Origin of the sequence: Eggerthella timonensis, from assembly GCF_900184265.1 — a bacterium.
GTDB lineage: Bacteria > Actinomycetota > Coriobacteriia > Coriobacteriales > Eggerthellaceae > Eggerthella > Eggerthella timonensis.
In genome coordinates, this window is record NZ_FXXA01000002.1 from 3050093 (window position 1) to 3066338 (window position 16246).

Below are 16246 nucleotides of genomic sequence, written 5' to 3' on the forward strand. Positions count from 1 at the left end.
GGTGCTCCTACATATTCCACTTCATCACGGTTTTGCCCATGCTCTTGCGCGCATCGGTTTCGAACGCTTGCACGATCTGGGTGATCGATCCCACCTCCATGACGTTGCCTACCAACGCAGAAAGGTACCCTAGCATTTCCGGATGGGCCTCGTACAAAGCGACCGTATCGAGAAAATCCTGCCGTCCGCTTCGGCTGCTGCCGAACAGGCGCAGGCCCTTCTCAAGCACCATGCGGGTGTTGACGGGCACGAGGTTCTCAGACACGCCCAGCAAAGACACCGTTCCTTCGGGCTTGACGATATCGATGATCTGGTCGATAGCCGATGCCGAGCCGTCCCCGCCGCAGCACTCGAACGCGTGGTCCACAGCCAGATCAGGACCCGCCTCGTACGTCATATGCGTCTCGTCGACGAACGTGAAATCGTCGAGCTTGTACCCGTTACGCCCTAACACGACAATGCGCATGGACGGATACCTCATGCGCAGCACCAGGCTGACAATGAAGCCGAGGTTCCCGTCGCCCCACACGCCCACGGTACCGCGACCACCATGAGCTATGCCGTCGAAGCGATTCACCGCATGAACGGCCACGCTGACCAGTTCCGTGAAGGCGGCCACCGTCTCGTCGACGCCTTCGGGCAGCGCGACCAGCCTGCTCGGTGGCAACGCCACGTACTCCTGCATGAACCCGTCGAAACCGCTGCCGCAGAACTCACTGCTGCGCAGGTAGTTCTCCGCGATAAAAGGATCTTCTTCATGGGGGTTGTTGGGCAGCATGACCACGCTCGCTCCGCGTTCGAACGTGCCGGTCGCATCGCACACCACAATGCCGATGCCCTCATGGATGAGAGCCATGGGCAGCTTTTTCGCCATCGCCTCGGCGCTGCGCTTGCCCTGGTAGTAACGCATGTCGGCGTTGCAGATAGACAAGTGCGTGGGCCGTACGATAGTAAGGGCCCCTTCGGGCACTTCCACCTCAACCGGCTCAAACGAGCGGGGGGCAATCAGCCTGTATGCACAGCTGAGCATAGCCTACACACCGACCAAGGCGGAGGCCAGCCTCATGTCCTGAGGGTAGGTGATCTTCATGTTCGCCGGCTCCCCCATCACAAGCGAGACCGCCTCGCCGCGCAGCACGAACACCTTGCACGCGTCGGTGAGGATCTCCTTCTCCTCCTCCGTCAAGCTCTCCATCAGCCGCTTGAGCTTTCGGAGGTTGAAGGATTGGGGCGTTTGGCCTTGGTACAGATCGCGCCTGTTGGGGATGGAGGATATCGTCGTCGCATCGAGGCTCTCCACGATGGTGTCCGTGGCGGGAATCACCGTATCGCACGCCCCATGCAGCCGAGCGGCCTCCAGGTTGTCCGCGATGATGCGATGCGACACGAAAGGCCTTACCGCATCGTGCGTCACCAGGACGGTATCGTCGTCGACATCGAAGGCGCCCTCGATGTAGCCCACTGCGTTCGTCACCGTATCGTTGCGCGTGGCGCCGCCAGCGATCACCGTCACGTCCTGAGCGAAGCTCGGGCTGTACTTGGCTAACAGATCCTTCGTCTGCTGCGCCCACGTTTCCGGGCACAGCACGAGCACCGCATCGAAGGCCCCCGTAACGCAGAACTTCTCGACGGTATGCACGAGGATCGGCTTCGATCCCAACATGAGGAACTGCTTGGGCTTGTCAGGATTGCCCATGCGCGTGCCGCTACCGCCCGCAAGGATTGCGGCGAATGCGTTTGATTTGACCTTTTTCCCGTCCATGCTACCCCTTGCAGCTCTCATCGTAAAAAGCGACGGCATCATCGATGCTGCCGTCGAACACGCTCTTGCCCGACTCCAGCACGATGCCGCGCGTGCAAAATTCTTGGGCAGCAGCAGATTCATGCGTAACGAACAGCACCGTCACGTTCTCGTTCGACATGATTTCACGCATACGCGCAACGCATTTCTGCTTGAACTGCTTGTCGCCAACCGACAAAGCTTCGTCCACTACGAGGATATCGGGATCGATGGAAGCAGCGAACGCGAATCCGAGACGCGCCTTCATGCCGCTCGAATAGGACTTCATAGGCTGATCTATATAGATGCCCAACTCGGCAAAATCAATGATCTGATCCTCCAGATCACGATACTCGGCTTTGCTCATGCCCAACACCTGGCTGCGCATATTGAGATTCTCGCGTCCAGTCAGCTGACCGTCGAAGCCGGCATTGAGCTCCAGAAGGGCGCTCACGCGCCCGTTGACCGTCACCTCGCCTTTCGTCGGATAGCTTACGCCGGTAACCATCTTCAAAGCAGTTGACTTTCCTGCACCGTTCCTTCCGATAAGCGCCACCGCCTCGCCCTTCTTAACTTCGAAGGAAAGGTCATCGTTGGCATTGACGATCCCCACCAGCTCTTTTCCGCTTCGGCTGAAAAGCCCGAGGAAACGGCTCCTATCGTTTTTGTAAAGCTTGTAGGTCTTCGTTACGTGATCGAACTTCACCGCCGTCTCGTCGCTAATCGCAGAACGAGGGCCCAACGACTCCAACAAACTCGCTTCGCTATCCTCAAAGGGCATCGGACACCTCCTCGTTAAAATGCTTGTATACGACGACCATGAGAACGAGCGTCACGATAAATACGGCGGCGAACGCACCGATGAACACCGGATCCTCCCAAAACCACACTTTATCGCACAGGGCATCACGAAACGCCGTAACGAAAAACGTGATGGGATTGAACAGCATGACATCAGCGGCCCAACCGAACCCGGCAGGAGCGAGAACTTGCATATTGAACAGGATACCCGAGAGCCAAAAAGCTGGCTGGCTGAGCGCTTTCATCAACTGTCCGACGTCTTTGCTGATGCCCGAAAGCTGCGAGATCAGAATAGACACCATGTCCCAGTACACGAACATCAAAATCATGAGTATGGGAACCTGGATCAAGTAGATATCCCATGGCATGCCGTACGCAGCATAGATGATGAACAAAAGAACGAACAAGGCAGCATTGATCAAAAGCGTGGAAAGCGAATACAGCGTTGAGATTCCGCTGAGAGGAAACTTCACTTTGTTCACAAGGTACGAATACCGATGGAGCACATCAGTACCGGTGGTTATCATATCCGACATGTAAAACCAGGGAATCATTCCGGCCACGAGCCATACGAAATACGGATAATCCGGACTTGAAGACTCGCCTGCCCGCAAACCGATTTCAAGCGCGAACCAAAACACTGCTATGAACACAATAGGTTTAACGGCAAGCCACGCCCATCCGAAAACAGCCCCACGCGCCTGCTTCATCAACTCGAAGATAGCAAGATGCCCGATCTGCTTGCGCCACTCCCAGTTGTCCTTCAATATCGTCGCCAGTGTCTGCAGCACAATGCTCCATTCAACGTCTCGAATAGACAAGCTGATATGATAGCATAGCCGCAGTTTGAAAACGATCCGTCATCGATTCTACGAGTGGTTGGGGAGCTTCACGATTCCCTCCGGATCCTCCCCCGCGTCGACCACGGCCATCAGCTCGGCCCAGGCGAGCGGATCCTCTTCCACAACCCACAGCCCTTCTGCGTTCTCGCCGCCCACGTAAGGGCCGGTCGTCGAGTAGATCGTCACCTCTTCGCGATGTGCGACGAAGTCCACCACGAGATAGCCGATGGAAGCCATGTCGAGATTGGTCGTCGTGTACTCCTCCAAATCGAGGAGCACCGCGTTCGCGCTCTTCTCGCTGTCGAGCGAAAGCACCTTCTGGATCATCGCCGTCTCGATGTTGCGGACGTTGATCTGCCGCAGCGCCTCCTGATGCTCGCCATATTCCTTGCGGGCGCGAGCGAGCACGAGCGCCTCAGAACCGTCGAGTTCCTGTGCGGAGCCCGCTTGCAGCTCTACGTTGTCCGCCGTCATAGGATCGGGAACCTTCACGTCCTTCGGCACGTCGACGGTGACGCCCCCGAGCGCGTTCACCAACGCCTCGAACGAGGTGAACGTCGTCATCATGTAATAATCGATTTCTACCCCGGTCAGGCGCTCGGCGGTCGCGACCGTCTCCTCAGGGTCGCCGTCAAGCAGCGAGTCGTTCACCTTCCAAGACGTTCCCCGCAGCACCGTGTCGCGCGGAATGCTCACCAGCGTGATGGTATACGTTGCGGGATCCACGCGCATGAGCGTCATGACGTCGGCATGCTGATCGACCTGAGCATGGTCGGTTTTCTTCCCCGTGTACAGCGCCGTGCCCTTGCGCGAATCGGATCCGATAAGCAGCGTGTAGAACGGTTCGGTCGAAGAAACTTCCTCAAGGGAGACTTTGCCTTCCTTCGCCTGACGAGCCGTGCCGTCCAGGAACTCCACCAGCCCGATGAACGCGAGCGACAGCACCGCAACGACGGCAACCGCCGCAGCGGCCGTCCTCCTGGATTGCTTCTTATGCGCTTCGGATATCTCGGCCATAGCTCCCACAGCTTATCGGTGACGCGGTACGCGGGGGCCGCGTTTGCCCCTGTTGTCGTAATGATGCTTCAAAACGGGCTTGAACAAGCCGAACTTCCAGATAACGAAGAACAAAACCACAGCGAGCACGATGCACACCGTCCAACGCACCGGCCCCGAGAAGCTTCCCATGAGGCAACCCACGAGCACGAGCGCCGCGGAGCATAGCCACAGCACCGCGACCGAGCGTTTCTGGCTCAGCCCCGCGCGCATGAGACGATGGTGGATGTGCCCCAAATCGGCGTCCTTCACCGGCTGATGCACGCGCTTGCGCCTGATGACGGCCGAGATCGTGTCGAGGACGGGAACGCCGGCGATGACGAGCGGCACGAGCATGACCACGAAGCTCTGCGTCCGCACGACGCCCACCACCGAGACGATCCCCACGACGAGCCCGAGCAAAAGCGATCCCGAATCCCCCATGAACACGGAGGCCGGAAAGAAGTTGTAGCGCAAAAACGCCAGGCAGACGGCGATCAGCGCGAGGCAGACGAGCACGAGCGTGAAGCTCCCCCGCATCCAGACGAGGTACAGCAGACCAGCGGCGACGATGGCCACCAGGCCGGACGCCAGCCCGTCAAGCCCGTCGATCAAGTTCGTGATGTTCACGAACACCACGAGATACAGCACCGTCAGAGGGTAGTCGATCCAGCCGAGCGACAGATAGTCGCCCACGACCAACGTGCGCACGGCGCCGATCGTGATGCCCGAAAGCGTGACGATCGTCGCAGCGGCAATCTGCCCCACAAGTTTCACGCCCGGCGACAGCTGGGTGATGTCGTCCACCAGCCCCACGGTAAACATCGTCGTAACGCCGACGAACAGCATGATGTAGTTCACGTCTTGCAGAATGTACAGATCGTGCAACGACCAATCGAAAAAGCGCACGCCGAGGAACATCGTGAAGCACGCGGCGATCAACCCGACGTACAGCGCGATGCCGCCGCAGCGCGGAATGGGCACGCGGTTCATGCGCCGATACCCGGGATAGTCGATCGCCCCGATCCGAAACGCGATCTTCTTGGAAACGGGTACCATGCAGTACGCGACCGCAAAGGCCACGGCGAACACGATTACCGCCTGATACCATTCCATGATGTTCCTTGTCGATCCCCATGCGAGCGCGCATCTTCAACCAAAGCATTATAGCAGCACTAGGCCGCTCGCAACCATTATGGGCGGATTCTCGGTCTACGAGCGCAAACGGTCCCTCAAACGCTGACAGAGCCACTTAATCGATCCCTGTGCGTCCTGGAACCCGCACTTCTGCTCCTGCACCTCAGCGGCCTCGATGTTGGCGCATGCTAGCAGGAAGCGCTCGCGCGACCCCAGGCGAAGCGCTTCGAGCAGCGCGCGGCAACGATGGTCGCGAACGGAGCCCGCATCGGCGCTCGCCAGGTCGTAAGCCTCAAGCCCCCTTGCGGTCAGACGCTCGTACGCCGCGGAGAACCCGTCGAAATCGCGGTACGTCGGCAGGTTGTAGTACACCGCGTCAAGCAGCCACTCCCTATACGCCGAGCGCAACGGCTCGTACACACCCTCGGCGCGCAGCCACGCGCCGAGGGCCTCGAACGCGTCGAGGAAATCGAGCGGATGCCGGCCCTTGTCGGCCATCGCGTTCGTGCCGGCGAACTCGCGGTGCACCACGAGCGGCTGCGGAATGCGCACGACCGCCTTCGCCCCCACCGCCGCCGGCAGCGAGTACATCAAATCCTCCGTCAGGCGCAGTTCTTGGAAACGGATTCCGCGCTCTTCGAGCAGCGTGCGGCGCACCACCTTGTTCCAGGGAACGTTCTGCACCGTCTCGAAGAACAGGTCGGGCGCAGTCTCCCACGTGAACGAGCCGCCCGGATACGACGGGAACACGTCCTCGTTCCGCATGCCCCACTCGGCAGGATACGCCCTCCCCACCTGCTGGTTGTACGTGCGAAACGCCACGAGCGCCATGTCCGCCTGCGTCTCGTCGAGCGCCTTCACACACTGCGCGAGCATGTCGCGCTCAAGGTAATCGTCGGCATCGAGGCAGTACACGTAGCGTCCGCGCGCCCTGTCCAGCCCCGCGTTGCGAGCCGCGCCGGGCCCCGCGTTCGCCTGGCGCAGCGCGACTACGCGCCCGTCGCGCCGCGCGCGCTCCTCCACGATCGACCGTGTATCGTCGGTCGATCCGTCGTCCACGCAAATGAGCTCGAAGTCGCCCATAGTCTGCGCCAGCACGCTGTCGAGGCACTGCGCGATGAACTCCCCCGCATTGTACGTGGGAACGATGATGGAGACGGCGGGCTGCTTGCTGCTGCTTTCCACGGGCGCCCCTCAGTACGTTTTCGGATGATCGGCGGCGAACCTCGCCGCGCCGGCCTCGAGCAGCTCGCCAAGAGCATCTCTGCTGCTGAGGTCGAACAACCTCATATCGAGCTCGCCTGCCTCGCGCGCTGCGGCGTACTCTTCGAATACGCGCTGAGCGAACGCCTCGTGCGCGCTCTCGTCGATACGCTCGTAGTTCCACCGGTACTTGCTCCACTTGTCGACGAAAAACCAGGGAAGCAGCACGCGGCGGCGATCGACACGCGCGCGCAAGAACCGCTCGCAATCCTCCAACTCGTCGCACACGACAAACACCTTGTCCGTCGTTTTCACCGACGAACCCGGGTTGTCCATCCGGTAATGCAAAAGCGACTTGCGCACCAGTGCGCACCGACGGGCAGCGAACCAGGACTTCATCACGAATGATGTATCTTGAAACGACGCGCCCGGAGTCTCGCGGAAGCGGATGCCCTCATCGTCGAGCCATGCCTTGCGATAGAGCCCCGTCCAGATGGCGGGAATCGTGCAGATGACGCGCGGCTGCTCGACAGGATCGAAAAGCTTGCCGCAGGGGAAGCCGGCAAAGTTGTCCACGCGATCGTCATGGTCCTCGTAGTGTTCGAAGAAGTTGCATTTCACGAGGTCGCAATCATGGCGCTGCGCCATGCGGAGCAAACGCTTGAACATGCCGCGCTCCGGGAAGTCGTCGGGTTCCACGATGCCGATGTACGTGCCGCGCGCAGCTTCGAGCCCCCGATTCATGGAAGCTCCGTACCCGGAGTTCGGCTTGTCGACGATCACGATCCGCTCGTCCTTCGCCGCCCATTCCCTCAGAATCGTCAGCGATCCGTCGGTCGAACCGTCGTTGACGGCCACGATCTCCAGGTCGCGCAGCGTCTGCCCGCACAGCGCCTCAAGACACTGCGGCAGGTAGCGATCCACGTTGTATATGGGAACCAGCACCGAGACGCTGGGATGGTCATCCTGCATAAACGAACCTGCCTTTTCTTGGACGCGCTGATCTCTCCTATTGTAAAGCATCGGCGTTCGCTATTCGATACAAGCGCATGTCGCCATCCTTCAAAACCGCTTCGAACCCGGGGGTTTCGTCGCCCACCGCCTCGATGCCCACCCAATCATCCTGGTTGTAGAGGAAGAACAGCTCCTCCATGCGCTCGACGTCCCGATCGAGGATCAGCACGTATTCAGCCCCGGCTGTTCGAACCGCGTCTCGCACCGAAAGATCGGACGCCTTGGCAGCCAACCGGCGGCGGATCATCGCGCTCTCCGAGCGCTCGTCCTCTCCACCATAACCCGATATATCGCGATAGTACAAATTCAAATCATCGAGGCTGTACGCGAACAGCGACCCATCGTAAGGTTGGTTGACGATAAGTGCCCCGGACGGCACGACCTCTTTCGCTTTTCTCGCGAACCGGCTCTTGTCTTCGCCGTAGGCGTTCACCGCCGAACCATCATTGAGAGCCGTTGCAGTAGCGACGATTCCCTGGAACGCATCCTGACCCAGTCCGAGCATCCCTCGAACTGGCAAGAAGTTCAACGCGAGGAAGGCCACTGCAACGACTGTCGCAGAAAGGGCTTCGACCCTGCAGGCACCAGGGGCGCGCAGGGCCGCAAGGGCTCTGCAGCAAACCCTGTACGCCACATGCAGCCCCATTGCCAAAAGTGGAAGCGAGCAGATGCCAGCCAGCGCGGCAGTGCGATAGGGGTCGGTGTACCAGAATCCCGACAGCGCGTGCTTGAGCAGGGTATCTCCCTCCACGGCCGAAACGTAATAGATGCAGCATGCCAAAAGATACGAGCACGTCAGCCAAAGATAGCGTCGCTTGCGCAGCGTGTACAGCGCGCCCGCAACGACGAGGCACGCCGCGATCGGTTGCACGGAGGATCCGGCGAATCCCATGCCGAGCACGCTCATGAGACCCTGCGCCCTTGAATGGATCGGAGGCCAGTACACTGCGACGGCTCCTTGCATGAAGGGCAGAGAAAGCGCAGCCATCCACAGCAAGGCAACGCACGCGAGCGCGACCGACCCGGCCGCCAGCATGACCGCCACGCGACGTTTCGGCTCCTGGAATCGACGGCCCGCCTCGACCGCCGATCGATATACGCAAAACGGAATGAGGAAGACTGCCGCCGAGAACACGGCGTTCGGTTGAATGAAGGCCATGCAGCAGCACCCGAGAACGAACACAGCACCGTATACGATGCGCTCCCTCCCAGAGGCGTCCCGACCCCAAAGCGCCACGAAACACCCGGCAAGAACCGGCACCAGCGCGAACGCCGCCGTGTTCGGATATAGGGGCCACACCTCGGCGAGAATCCAAGGGAACGCTCCGACGGCGACCGCGCCCAACGCTCCGATCAAGGCGATAGCGCGATCGCCGGAGAACAGTACCTTCATGAGAAACGCCATGCTCAAGGGGAAAACGACAGCTGCGAACAGAAAGTTCACAGCATTAACGGCCAGCGCAACCTCGACGCCCAAAACGCTTATTACCATAGAGCATACGATATGCCATCCCGACGGATAGTACCCGGTTCCCGGCAGAGGGTTGGCTGCGGGATCGGAAACGTCCAAGTAAGACGAGACATGCAACGAAGACCACATGCCGGAATCCGAGAAGCTGCGCACCGAGGCGAAGTGATGCACGTTGTCGTACGTTTGAACGGACGACGCCGGGCCGTCCAAGGGAAGGACGAACGCGAACAACCCGACGGCCACGCCGACAGCCAAGTACGCCGAGACGAGAGCAGCATCGAACCGCCGGCCCGCGCGCTCGCCCGAACCGAGCGCGACGCCTTTCCTGCGAGCGACGAGCAGGGCAAGGCCGCAGGCTGCAATCGACAGAACCGCCACGGGAAGCCCTACTGAGAAAACGGTCGACCGCACGCCGACGAAGAAGCACACAACCCCCAAGATGGAATATGCCAAGATCGAAAAGAGAGGCGCACAGGCCAGCGCAGCCAATCCCCTCATGCCAAGGGTTCTCCAAGCAAAAAAACCCGGTCCATACAGCACCGCAATCCCTGTCAGAGCGGCCAAGCAAAAATCGACCCACATGCGGACTCCCATACCCTCCATCGCAGAACCGACGTGAAAACGACATCTACAACATGTCAGTTGCAAGGGTAGCATAGAGCGCATAAAGGATGGACTCGCCTCGCCTGAAAAAGAAAAGCGGCGATCCGTGGTATCATGCGAATTTGCGAAGATTGCAAAACATACCGCGCAGGGGCGCGCGTCGCACAGGAGAGGCAGCGATCCGCATTATGAGTGCAGCTAAGACACAGTTCAAACGAGATTGGTTCATCCTCACCTCGCTCGTTTCGAAGGACTTCAAGCTCAAGTACCGCCGCAGCATGCTCGGTGTGCTGTGGTCTGTGCTGAACCCCCTGCTCATGATGATCGTGCTCACCGCCGTGTTCTCGATGGTGTTCCGCTTCGACATCCCGAACTTCCCCATCTACCTCATCCTCGGGCAGACGCTGTTCACCTTCATGAGCGACGCCACCTCCGGCGCTATGAGCTCCATCATCGACTCGGCGCCCCTCATCAAGAAGATCCGCATCAACAAGATGCTGTTCCCGCTCGAGAAGGTGGTGTTCAGCCTGCTGAACTTCGCCATCTCGCTCGTCGCCGTCGCGGCAGTCATCGCGTTCTTCCAGATCCCGCTCACCTGGAATCTGCTCCTTTTGCCGCTTCTGCTGTTCTACATCTTCCTGTTCTGCCTCGGGCTCGGGCTGCTGCTGTCGTCGCTGGCCGTCTTCTTCCGCGACGTCATCCACCTATGGGGCGTCGTGCTGACAGCCTGGACGTACGCCACGCCGCTGTTTTATCCCACGAGCATCCTCACGGACTGGATGTGGGCCATCATGCAGTTCAACCCCATGTACTACTACGTCACGTACTTCCGCGACATCGCTCTCAACGGGGTGACACCCAGCTTGGGAGCGAACCTCATCTGCCTCGGCTGCGGCGTCGGGGCTCTCGCGATCGGGTTCGCCGTGTTCCGCAAGCAGCAGAAGAAATTCATCCTGTACGTTTAGAGACGAAGGTTCGCTATGCCCGAAATAGTCAACACCGCAGCGCTGGCCGACGTAGCCGAGGATCTCAGGGGCGACATCCGCCCGACCATGGTCAAAGTCGACCACGTGTCCATGATCTTCAACATGGCATCCGAGCAGCTCAACAGCTTGAAGGAGTATGCCATCCAAATCGCGCGGCGCAAGCTGTTTTTCGAGGGTTTCACCGCACTCGACGACGTATCGTTCGAGGTGAAGAAAGGCGACGTGTTCGGCATCATCGGCACGAACGGTTCGGGCAAGTCCACCATGCTCAAGATCATCGCCGGCGTGCTGGAGCCGACGAAGGGCACCTGCGAGATCAACGGCAACATCGCCCCGCTCATCGAACTGGGAGCAGGATTCGACACCGAGCTGTCCGCGCGCGAGAACATCTACCTCAACGGCGCTCTGCTCGGATACTCGAAGGAGTTCATCAACGAGCACTTCGATGAGATCGTAGAGTTCGCCGAAATCGAGAAGTTTCTCGACATGCCGCTGAAGAACTATTCGTCGGGTATGGTGGCCCGCATCGCGTTCGCCATCGCCACGGTCATCGTCCCCGAGATCCTCGTGGTGGACGAGGTGCTGTCCGTCGGTGACTTCATGTTCCAGAAGAAGTGCGAGGACCGCATCAGCGAACTCATCGAGAAGCACGGCGTGACCGTGCTCATCGTGTCCCACAGCAACGCCCAAGTGGAGCGCCTGTGCAACAAGGTCATCTGGATCGAGAAGGGCCACACACGCATGCTGGGCGACGCCTCGTTAGTTTGCCGCGTGTACGGCGGGCTCGGCGGGCGCACGGGAAGCGCGCAATCCGAGCAGCGCGTATTCCAGGCGCTGCAGCACGGCGGTGAGCACGAGGAAAGCGATTTCACTACGATAGCCGGCGATGACGCCAACGGCACGGCAGTGCAAATGGCCGCGCACGGCTGGGAAAACGGCTTCGACACCGCCGTGATGGTGTGCGGTGCGACCCACATTAACGCGATCATGGCGAACGGCCTTGCGGGAGCGATCGACGCTCCCGTCTTGCCCGTGAAACCCGATCGGATCCCCGATGCCGTGGCCTCGTTGCTACGCGAAGCGAAGCCGTCGACCATTTTTTTCTTCGACTGCGAAAAGCACGCGCCGGAGCCCCTTGCCGCACTCGAAGAGCTGCCGTGGTCCCCTGCTATCGTACCGTTCGTTAACGACGGCGACGTGACCGACCTCTCGCTCGATGTGTACCGTTACGGCATCGCGCACGGCCTATGGGGAGACGAGACGATGATCGTCGACTTCGACGACAATCCCGAATCGCTCGCGGCAGCACCGCTTGCCTTCGCCAACCGGTGCCCGGTCGTCGCGACGCGGGGGCCCGCGCCCCTCGACCGCATCGCCGACGCGCTTTCGAACGGCGGCCAAACCAAGGCTCTCATCGTCGGCAACGCCGCGGACGCCGCGATCGACGGACACCTGCGCCAGTTCGGCATGACCGTAGAGCGCATCGCGTTCGACACCTCGCAAGCAACGTGCGCAGCCCTGTGTGCTCGCGCGCTTGAGCAAGCCGACGCATGTGCGCACGAGCTGCACGTGGCCTCGCTCTCGCTCTCCCAGTGGCCCGAGCTCTTGGGGTGCGGGGCCTATGCGGGGAAGCGGGGAAGCGCCCTTTTGCTCGAGAACCCCACCGACCTCGATGACATCGCCCAGTGCCTCGACTTCGTGGCCGAGCGAGGCGCGCGCATCGACGAGCTCGTCTTCATCGGCAAGGAGAGCGGCGTGGCGCGTCTCGACCGTGAGCTGCTTGTCGAAGCCCTGGAAGACGCGCACGCGGCAGCCGAAGACCGCTCCAGGAGGCGCAAGTGAGCGACACCCCCATCGTTTCCGTAATCGTCCCCGTCTACAACGGTGCGCGCCATATACGGCAATGCGTCGAGAGCGTGCTGGCCCAAACCTTTGCAGACTTCGAGCTCATCTGCGTGGACGACGGCTCCACCGACGATACCGCGCGCATCCTCGCAGACATCGCCGCTCGCGACAAGCGTCTTCACGTCATCCATCAGGAGAACAAAGGCGAAGGGGCCGCCCGCAACACGGGGCTCGCCGTCGCCCAAGGACGCTTCCTCTCATTCTTCGACGCCGACGACTTCACCGAGCCGCAGTTGCTCGAGCGGGCGATCGCGCGCGCAGTTGACACCGATGCCGACATCGTCGCGTACCGGGTGGACTCGTACAACGACGAGACCGGCGAGACCCTTCCCGTGCCCTGGTCGCTCGACGTCAACGCCTTCCCCCACCGCGTGTCGTCGCCCCTCGACAACCCCGACGAGCTCTTCTACGCCTTCCAGAACTGGACATGGAACAAGCTGTTCCGTCACAACTTCATCCGAGAGCTCGACCTGCGCTTCCATGAGATCCAGCGCAGCGCCGATCTGTACTTCGTGTGCTGCGCACTGGCCCAGGCGCAACGCATCGCCACGGTGGACGAGGTGCTCTACCATTACCGCGTGAACAATCCGAACAGCAACATCGCCACGAACGAGCGGGCTCCGCTCGATTTCCACCGTTCGTTCCTCGCCGTCAAAGAGACCCTCGAACGCAACGGCAGGTTCGCGCCCGTCGCAAAGGGATTCCGGAACTGGGTCGCCGAGTCGGTGTTCTTCAACCTCTCCAGCCTCAAATCGCGCGAGGCGTTCGAAGAGCTTCGGCAGGAGATGCAGACGCGCGGGTGCGCCGCACTCGGCTTGGACGGGATGGAGGAGCACGAATTCCGCAACCCTCGCACGTACGTCCAGGTGCGGCACCTCCTCGACGACGATGCCGACGACTTCCTCTTCTTCATGCTCCGCGAGGCGAACCGCCGCGCGGAAGAGGAGCAGAGCAACGCGTTGCGCGCCTGGCGGGAGGTCGAGGAAACCCTCGCTTCCAAGACCTACCGGGCCGGAAACGCCGTCCTCAAGCCGCTCAAGGCGATCCTCGGGCGCTAGCCCCTCGACTCGTCCGCGGACGGCAGGGCGAAGTAGAGGCTGTTTCGGTCGAGGTTCGGGTTCGAGTACGGGTCGCCCTCTTCGAAATAGGACGGCCACTTCTCCTGCATGCGCGCGCGCTCGCGGCGCCACCGCTCCATCTTGACGGGGTCGCCCTCCTCGCGTCCGCGCGACACGAACTCGTTGTGGTACAGCTTCGCGTACGGCGTGAACACCACCGAGTACCCCGCGGCGCGCACCTTGCAGCAGAAATCCGCATCGTTGTACCCGACCGCGAATTCCTCGGAGTAACCCCCCACCTCTTCGAATACCGACCGGCGAACCATTTGGCAGGCCCCCGTCACGCTCGAAAAGTTTCCCGGACGAATGGAGCGTCCCAAATAGCACCCCCACGAGTCGGGCACGTTCTGATTCACATGCACCACCGTACCATCCGGCCCTATCAGCATGCCGGCATGCTGTACAAGGCCATCGTAATAGAGCAGCTTCGCCCCCACGACGCCCGCTTCCGCGCGCTCCAAGTATCCTGCCATCTCTTCGATGAAGTCGGGAGAGATGACCTCGGTATCGTTGTTGAGCAACAGCAATAAATCAGCTTCAGCGTGTGCGGCGCCGAAGTTCATGATCTTCGCGTAGTTGAACTCATGCGACCATTCGAGAACCCGCACGCGGCTGTCGCGCGTTTCGAGCTCCTGATAATAAGCGAGCGTCTCTTCTTCGACGCTGTTGTTCTCGATGACGGTGATACGGTAGTTCGGATACGTCGATTTTTCGAGGATGCTGCTGACGCATCGGTCCAGCACGTCCACATGGTCCTTGCTGGGAATGAGGATGTCCACGCTCGGCGCCGGGTCAGGCAGCGCATAGCGCACGCGGTACACGAACGGGCCGTCCCCGTCCTCCACGCGCGCAGAAAGCCCCCGGCGCGTGAAATGTCGGCTCAAAGCGATCCGGCCCGCCTCGTGAGCATACGGTTTGCTGCCCAGGTTGTCGCCCGCCGTCGAATCCTCGTGCACGCGCCAATGGTACAGCATATGCGGGACGTGCACGATTTCGCGCCCGGTTTCGGAAATGCGCAACGCGAGGTCGTAATCCTGCGCGCCGTTCACGTCGTCGTCGGACAAGCCGACCTCCTCGAGCGCTTCCCTGCTGACCATGAGCCAATGCGTGATGCAGTTATGGGAGTACAGCAGGTCGCGGTTGAAATCGGTCTTGAATACCGGATCGCGGAAATCGCCGGACCGCTGGAACGAATCCTCGTCGCAGTACAAGAGGCCGACGCTGGGATGCTTTTCGATGGCGCGGACGTATTCTTCGAGCGCGGTCGGCTCGAGCACGTCGTCGTAGTCGAGGAATGCGACGTATTCGCCCGTCGCCGCTTCGATGCCGACGTTCGTATTGCCGACGATGCCGTGATTGTCCGGCAGGGAGACAATCCTGATACGGTCGTCGTTCACATACGCCGCCAGGCGTGCGACGCTCGACGACGCGCTCTCGGAGTCCACCAAGACGAGCTCCCATGCGCCGTACGTCTGAGAGACGACGGAAGCGAGCATCTCGTCGAAGAAGGCTTCGTTCACCCGGTAGCAGGGCACCACGATGCTGACGAGCGGCCCATGCGCCATCGGCTCCAGGAACCGGGCGTCTTGCACGCGCGCCTCGTGCGTGCCGCGCCAGCGCCGGTAGTCTTCCCTATCGGCGGCCGTCCGTACGCGAAAGCGCGCATGATGCAGCGCCCCTGAAAAGGCCTCGCGCTCGAACCCGAGCATCCCGGGCTTCGCGCTTCCCGTTTCGTCTTCGGCCAAGACGAACAGGCTGCCCGCCTCGCGCGGCATCCGAAGCGAAACGACGACCCGCCGGCGGAACCCCTCGTCCGATTCCTCCGTGAATCGCTGGTCCTCGAAGAAGATGGGGTCGACGGCGATCTTTTTGCCGGCGCCGTCCCATGCCGAAAACGCAATGCGCGAATCGGGGGACGGGGAGCCGGCGGCTATCCGCCACACCGACTCGTCTCCGTCGGGCATGCACCAAACGAGCGAAAGACGCAGCCTACCCCCGTCGCGCGTGTCGGCATCGCGCAGCCGGGCGCACAGAGACGGACGGAGGCGGTAGTGCAAACGCGAGAGCCATTTCAGCTTCGCAGCGGGAATGCTTAAACGGCACGACGGTTCCCCGCCGTCCGCCCCTACCGCACGAACGACGACCGTCGCCTCGTCGAGGAGGGGAAACGTCAGCGTGCCGATGCGATCAGCGCCCGAACCTGAGTCTTCGAGCCACAACGAGGGGATCGGCAAGCCGTCTTCGAGCGTCGCGCCCACCTCGATAGCCTTCCCAGCCGAGCCTTTTACGGTCAGACGCGCATACCCCTTGCCGTCACCGCGGCACAAACCCTGGCACGTTATCTTCATAGC

13 protein-coding genes are annotated in these 16246 nt (G+C 61.0%); 3 read left to right on the top strand and 10 right to left on the bottom strand.

Annotated features, from left to right (window positions below; genetic code table 11):
- Window positions 1–7: 7 nt before the first annotated feature.
- The 9 genes from C1A15_RS12820 to C1A15_RS12860 all read right to left on the bottom strand — a co-directional run bounded on the left by C1A15_RS12820 (window position 8) and on the right by C1A15_RS12860 (window position 9940).
- Complete coding sequence (locus tag C1A15_RS12820; RefSeq protein WP_101722936.1) at window positions 8–1030, bottom strand: alcohol dehydrogenase catalytic domain-containing protein; 1023 nt, start codon at window positions 1028–1030, stop codon at window positions 8–10.
- Between the two features lie 3 nt (window positions 1031–1033).
- Window positions 1034–1762 (bottom strand): IspD/TarI family cytidylyltransferase, encoded by a 729-nt coding sequence (locus C1A15_RS12825; RefSeq protein WP_101722937.1) that lies wholly within the window; start codon window positions 1760–1762, stop codon window positions 1034–1036.
- A 1-nt stretch (window position 1763) separates the two neighbouring features.
- Window positions 1764–2561 (bottom strand): ABC transporter ATP-binding protein, encoded by a 798-nt coding sequence (locus C1A15_RS12830; protein WP_101722938.1) that lies wholly within the window; start codon window positions 2559–2561, stop codon window positions 1764–1766.
- Entirely contained in the window at window positions 2551–3372 is an 822-nt protein-coding gene (locus C1A15_RS12835) for an ABC transporter permease (RefSeq protein WP_245865025.1), read from the bottom strand. Before C1A15_RS12835 ends, C1A15_RS12830 begins: the two co-directional genes overlap by 11 nt.
- 78 nt (window positions 3373–3450) lie before the next feature.
- A complete protein-coding gene (locus tag C1A15_RS12840) occupies window positions 3451–4440 on the bottom strand; it encodes an LCP family protein (protein ID WP_101722939.1) in 990 nt (329 codons plus the stop codon).
- Between the two features lie 12 nt (window positions 4441–4452).
- A complete protein-coding gene (locus C1A15_RS12845) occupies window positions 4453–5574 on the bottom strand; it encodes a glycosyltransferase family 4 protein (RefSeq protein ID WP_101722940.1) in 1122 nt (373 codons plus the stop codon).
- A 96-nt stretch (window positions 5575–5670) separates the two neighbouring features.
- The gene (locus C1A15_RS12850) at window positions 5671–6780 is read right to left on the bottom strand and encodes a glycosyltransferase family 2 protein (RefSeq protein ID WP_101722941.1); all 1110 of its coding nucleotides are present in this window, start codon (window positions 6778–6780) and stop codon (window positions 5671–5673) included.
- 9 nt (window positions 6781–6789) lie between these two features.
- A complete protein-coding gene (locus C1A15_RS12855; RefSeq protein WP_101722942.1) occupies window positions 6790–7770 on the bottom strand; it encodes a glycosyltransferase in 981 nt (326 codons plus the stop codon).
- A gap of 37 nt (window positions 7771–7807) precedes the next feature.
- Window positions 7808–9940: a DUF6541 family protein gene (locus tag C1A15_RS12860; RefSeq protein WP_245865026.1), complete on the bottom strand. Its 2133-nt coding sequence runs from the start codon at window positions 9938–9940 to the stop codon at window positions 7808–7810.
- A gap of 134 nt (window positions 9941–10074) precedes the next feature.
- Here C1A15_RS12860 and C1A15_RS12865 point away from each other — a divergent pair, with 134 nt between their 5' ends.
- The 3 genes from C1A15_RS12865 to C1A15_RS12875 are packed head-to-tail and all read left to right on the top strand — an operon-like array spanning window position 10075 to window position 13835.
- A complete protein-coding gene (locus tag C1A15_RS12865) occupies window positions 10075–10851 on the top strand; it encodes an ABC transporter permease (RefSeq protein WP_101722943.1) in 777 nt (258 codons plus the stop codon).
- 15 nt (window positions 10852–10866) lie between these two features.
- On the top strand, window positions 10867–12714 hold the full coding sequence (locus C1A15_RS12870; RefSeq protein WP_101722944.1) for an ABC transporter ATP-binding protein: 1848 nt from the start codon (window positions 10867–10869) through the stop codon (window positions 12712–12714).
- Window positions 12711–13835, top strand: a complete 1125-nt coding sequence (locus tag C1A15_RS12875; RefSeq protein ID WP_101722945.1) for a glycosyltransferase — start codon at window positions 12711–12713, stop codon at window positions 13833–13835. The genes C1A15_RS12870 and C1A15_RS12875 overlap by 4 nt, the downstream gene beginning before the upstream one ends.
- Here C1A15_RS12875 and C1A15_RS12880 read toward each other — a convergent pair.
- The gene (locus C1A15_RS12880) at window positions 13832–16243 is read right to left on the bottom strand and encodes a glycosyltransferase family 2 protein (protein ID WP_101722946.1); all 2412 of its coding nucleotides are present in this window, start codon (window positions 16241–16243) and stop codon (window positions 13832–13834) included. The genes C1A15_RS12875 and C1A15_RS12880 overlap by 4 nt on opposite strands.
- Between the last annotated feature and the right edge of the window lie 3 nt (window positions 16244–16246).

Excerpts from the sequence above, each read along its gene's own strand:
- C1A15_RS12870 (WP_101722944.1), top strand. The coding sequence starts at position 10,867 with ATGCCCGAAATAGTCAACACCGCAGCGCTGGCCGACGTAGCCGAGGAT.
- C1A15_RS12860 (WP_245865026.1), bottom strand. The coding sequence starts at position 9,940 with ATGCTACCCTTGCAACTGACATGTTGTAGATGTCGTTTTCACGTCGGT.
- C1A15_RS12880 (WP_101722946.1), bottom strand. The coding sequence starts at position 16,243 with ATGAAGATAACGTGCCAGGGTTTGTGCCGCGGTGACGGCAAGGGGTAT.
- C1A15_RS12845 (WP_101722940.1), bottom strand. The coding sequence starts at position 5,574 with ATGGAATGGTATCAGGCGGTAATCGTGTTCGCCGTGGCCTTTGCGGTC.
- C1A15_RS12855 (WP_101722942.1), bottom strand. The coding sequence starts at position 7,770 with ATGCAGGATGACCATCCCAGCGTCTCGGTGCTGGTTCCCATATACAAC.
- C1A15_RS12840 (WP_101722939.1), bottom strand. The coding sequence starts at position 4,440 with ATGGCCGAGATATCCGAAGCGCATAAGAAGCAATCCAGGAGGACGGCC.
- C1A15_RS12865 (WP_101722943.1), top strand. The coding sequence starts at position 10,075 with ATGAGTGCAGCTAAGACACAGTTCAAACGAGATTGGTTCATCCTCACC.
- C1A15_RS12820 (WP_101722936.1), bottom strand. The coding sequence starts at position 1,030 with ATGCTCAGCTGTGCATACAGGCTGATTGCCCCCCGCTCGTTTGAGCCG.
- C1A15_RS12830 (WP_101722938.1), bottom strand. The coding sequence starts at position 2,561 with ATGCCCTTTGAGGATAGCGAAGCGAGTTTGTTGGAGTCGTTGGGCCCT.
- C1A15_RS12825 (WP_101722937.1), bottom strand. The coding sequence starts at position 1,762 with ATGGACGGGAAAAAGGTCAAATCAAACGCATTCGCCGCAATCCTTGCG.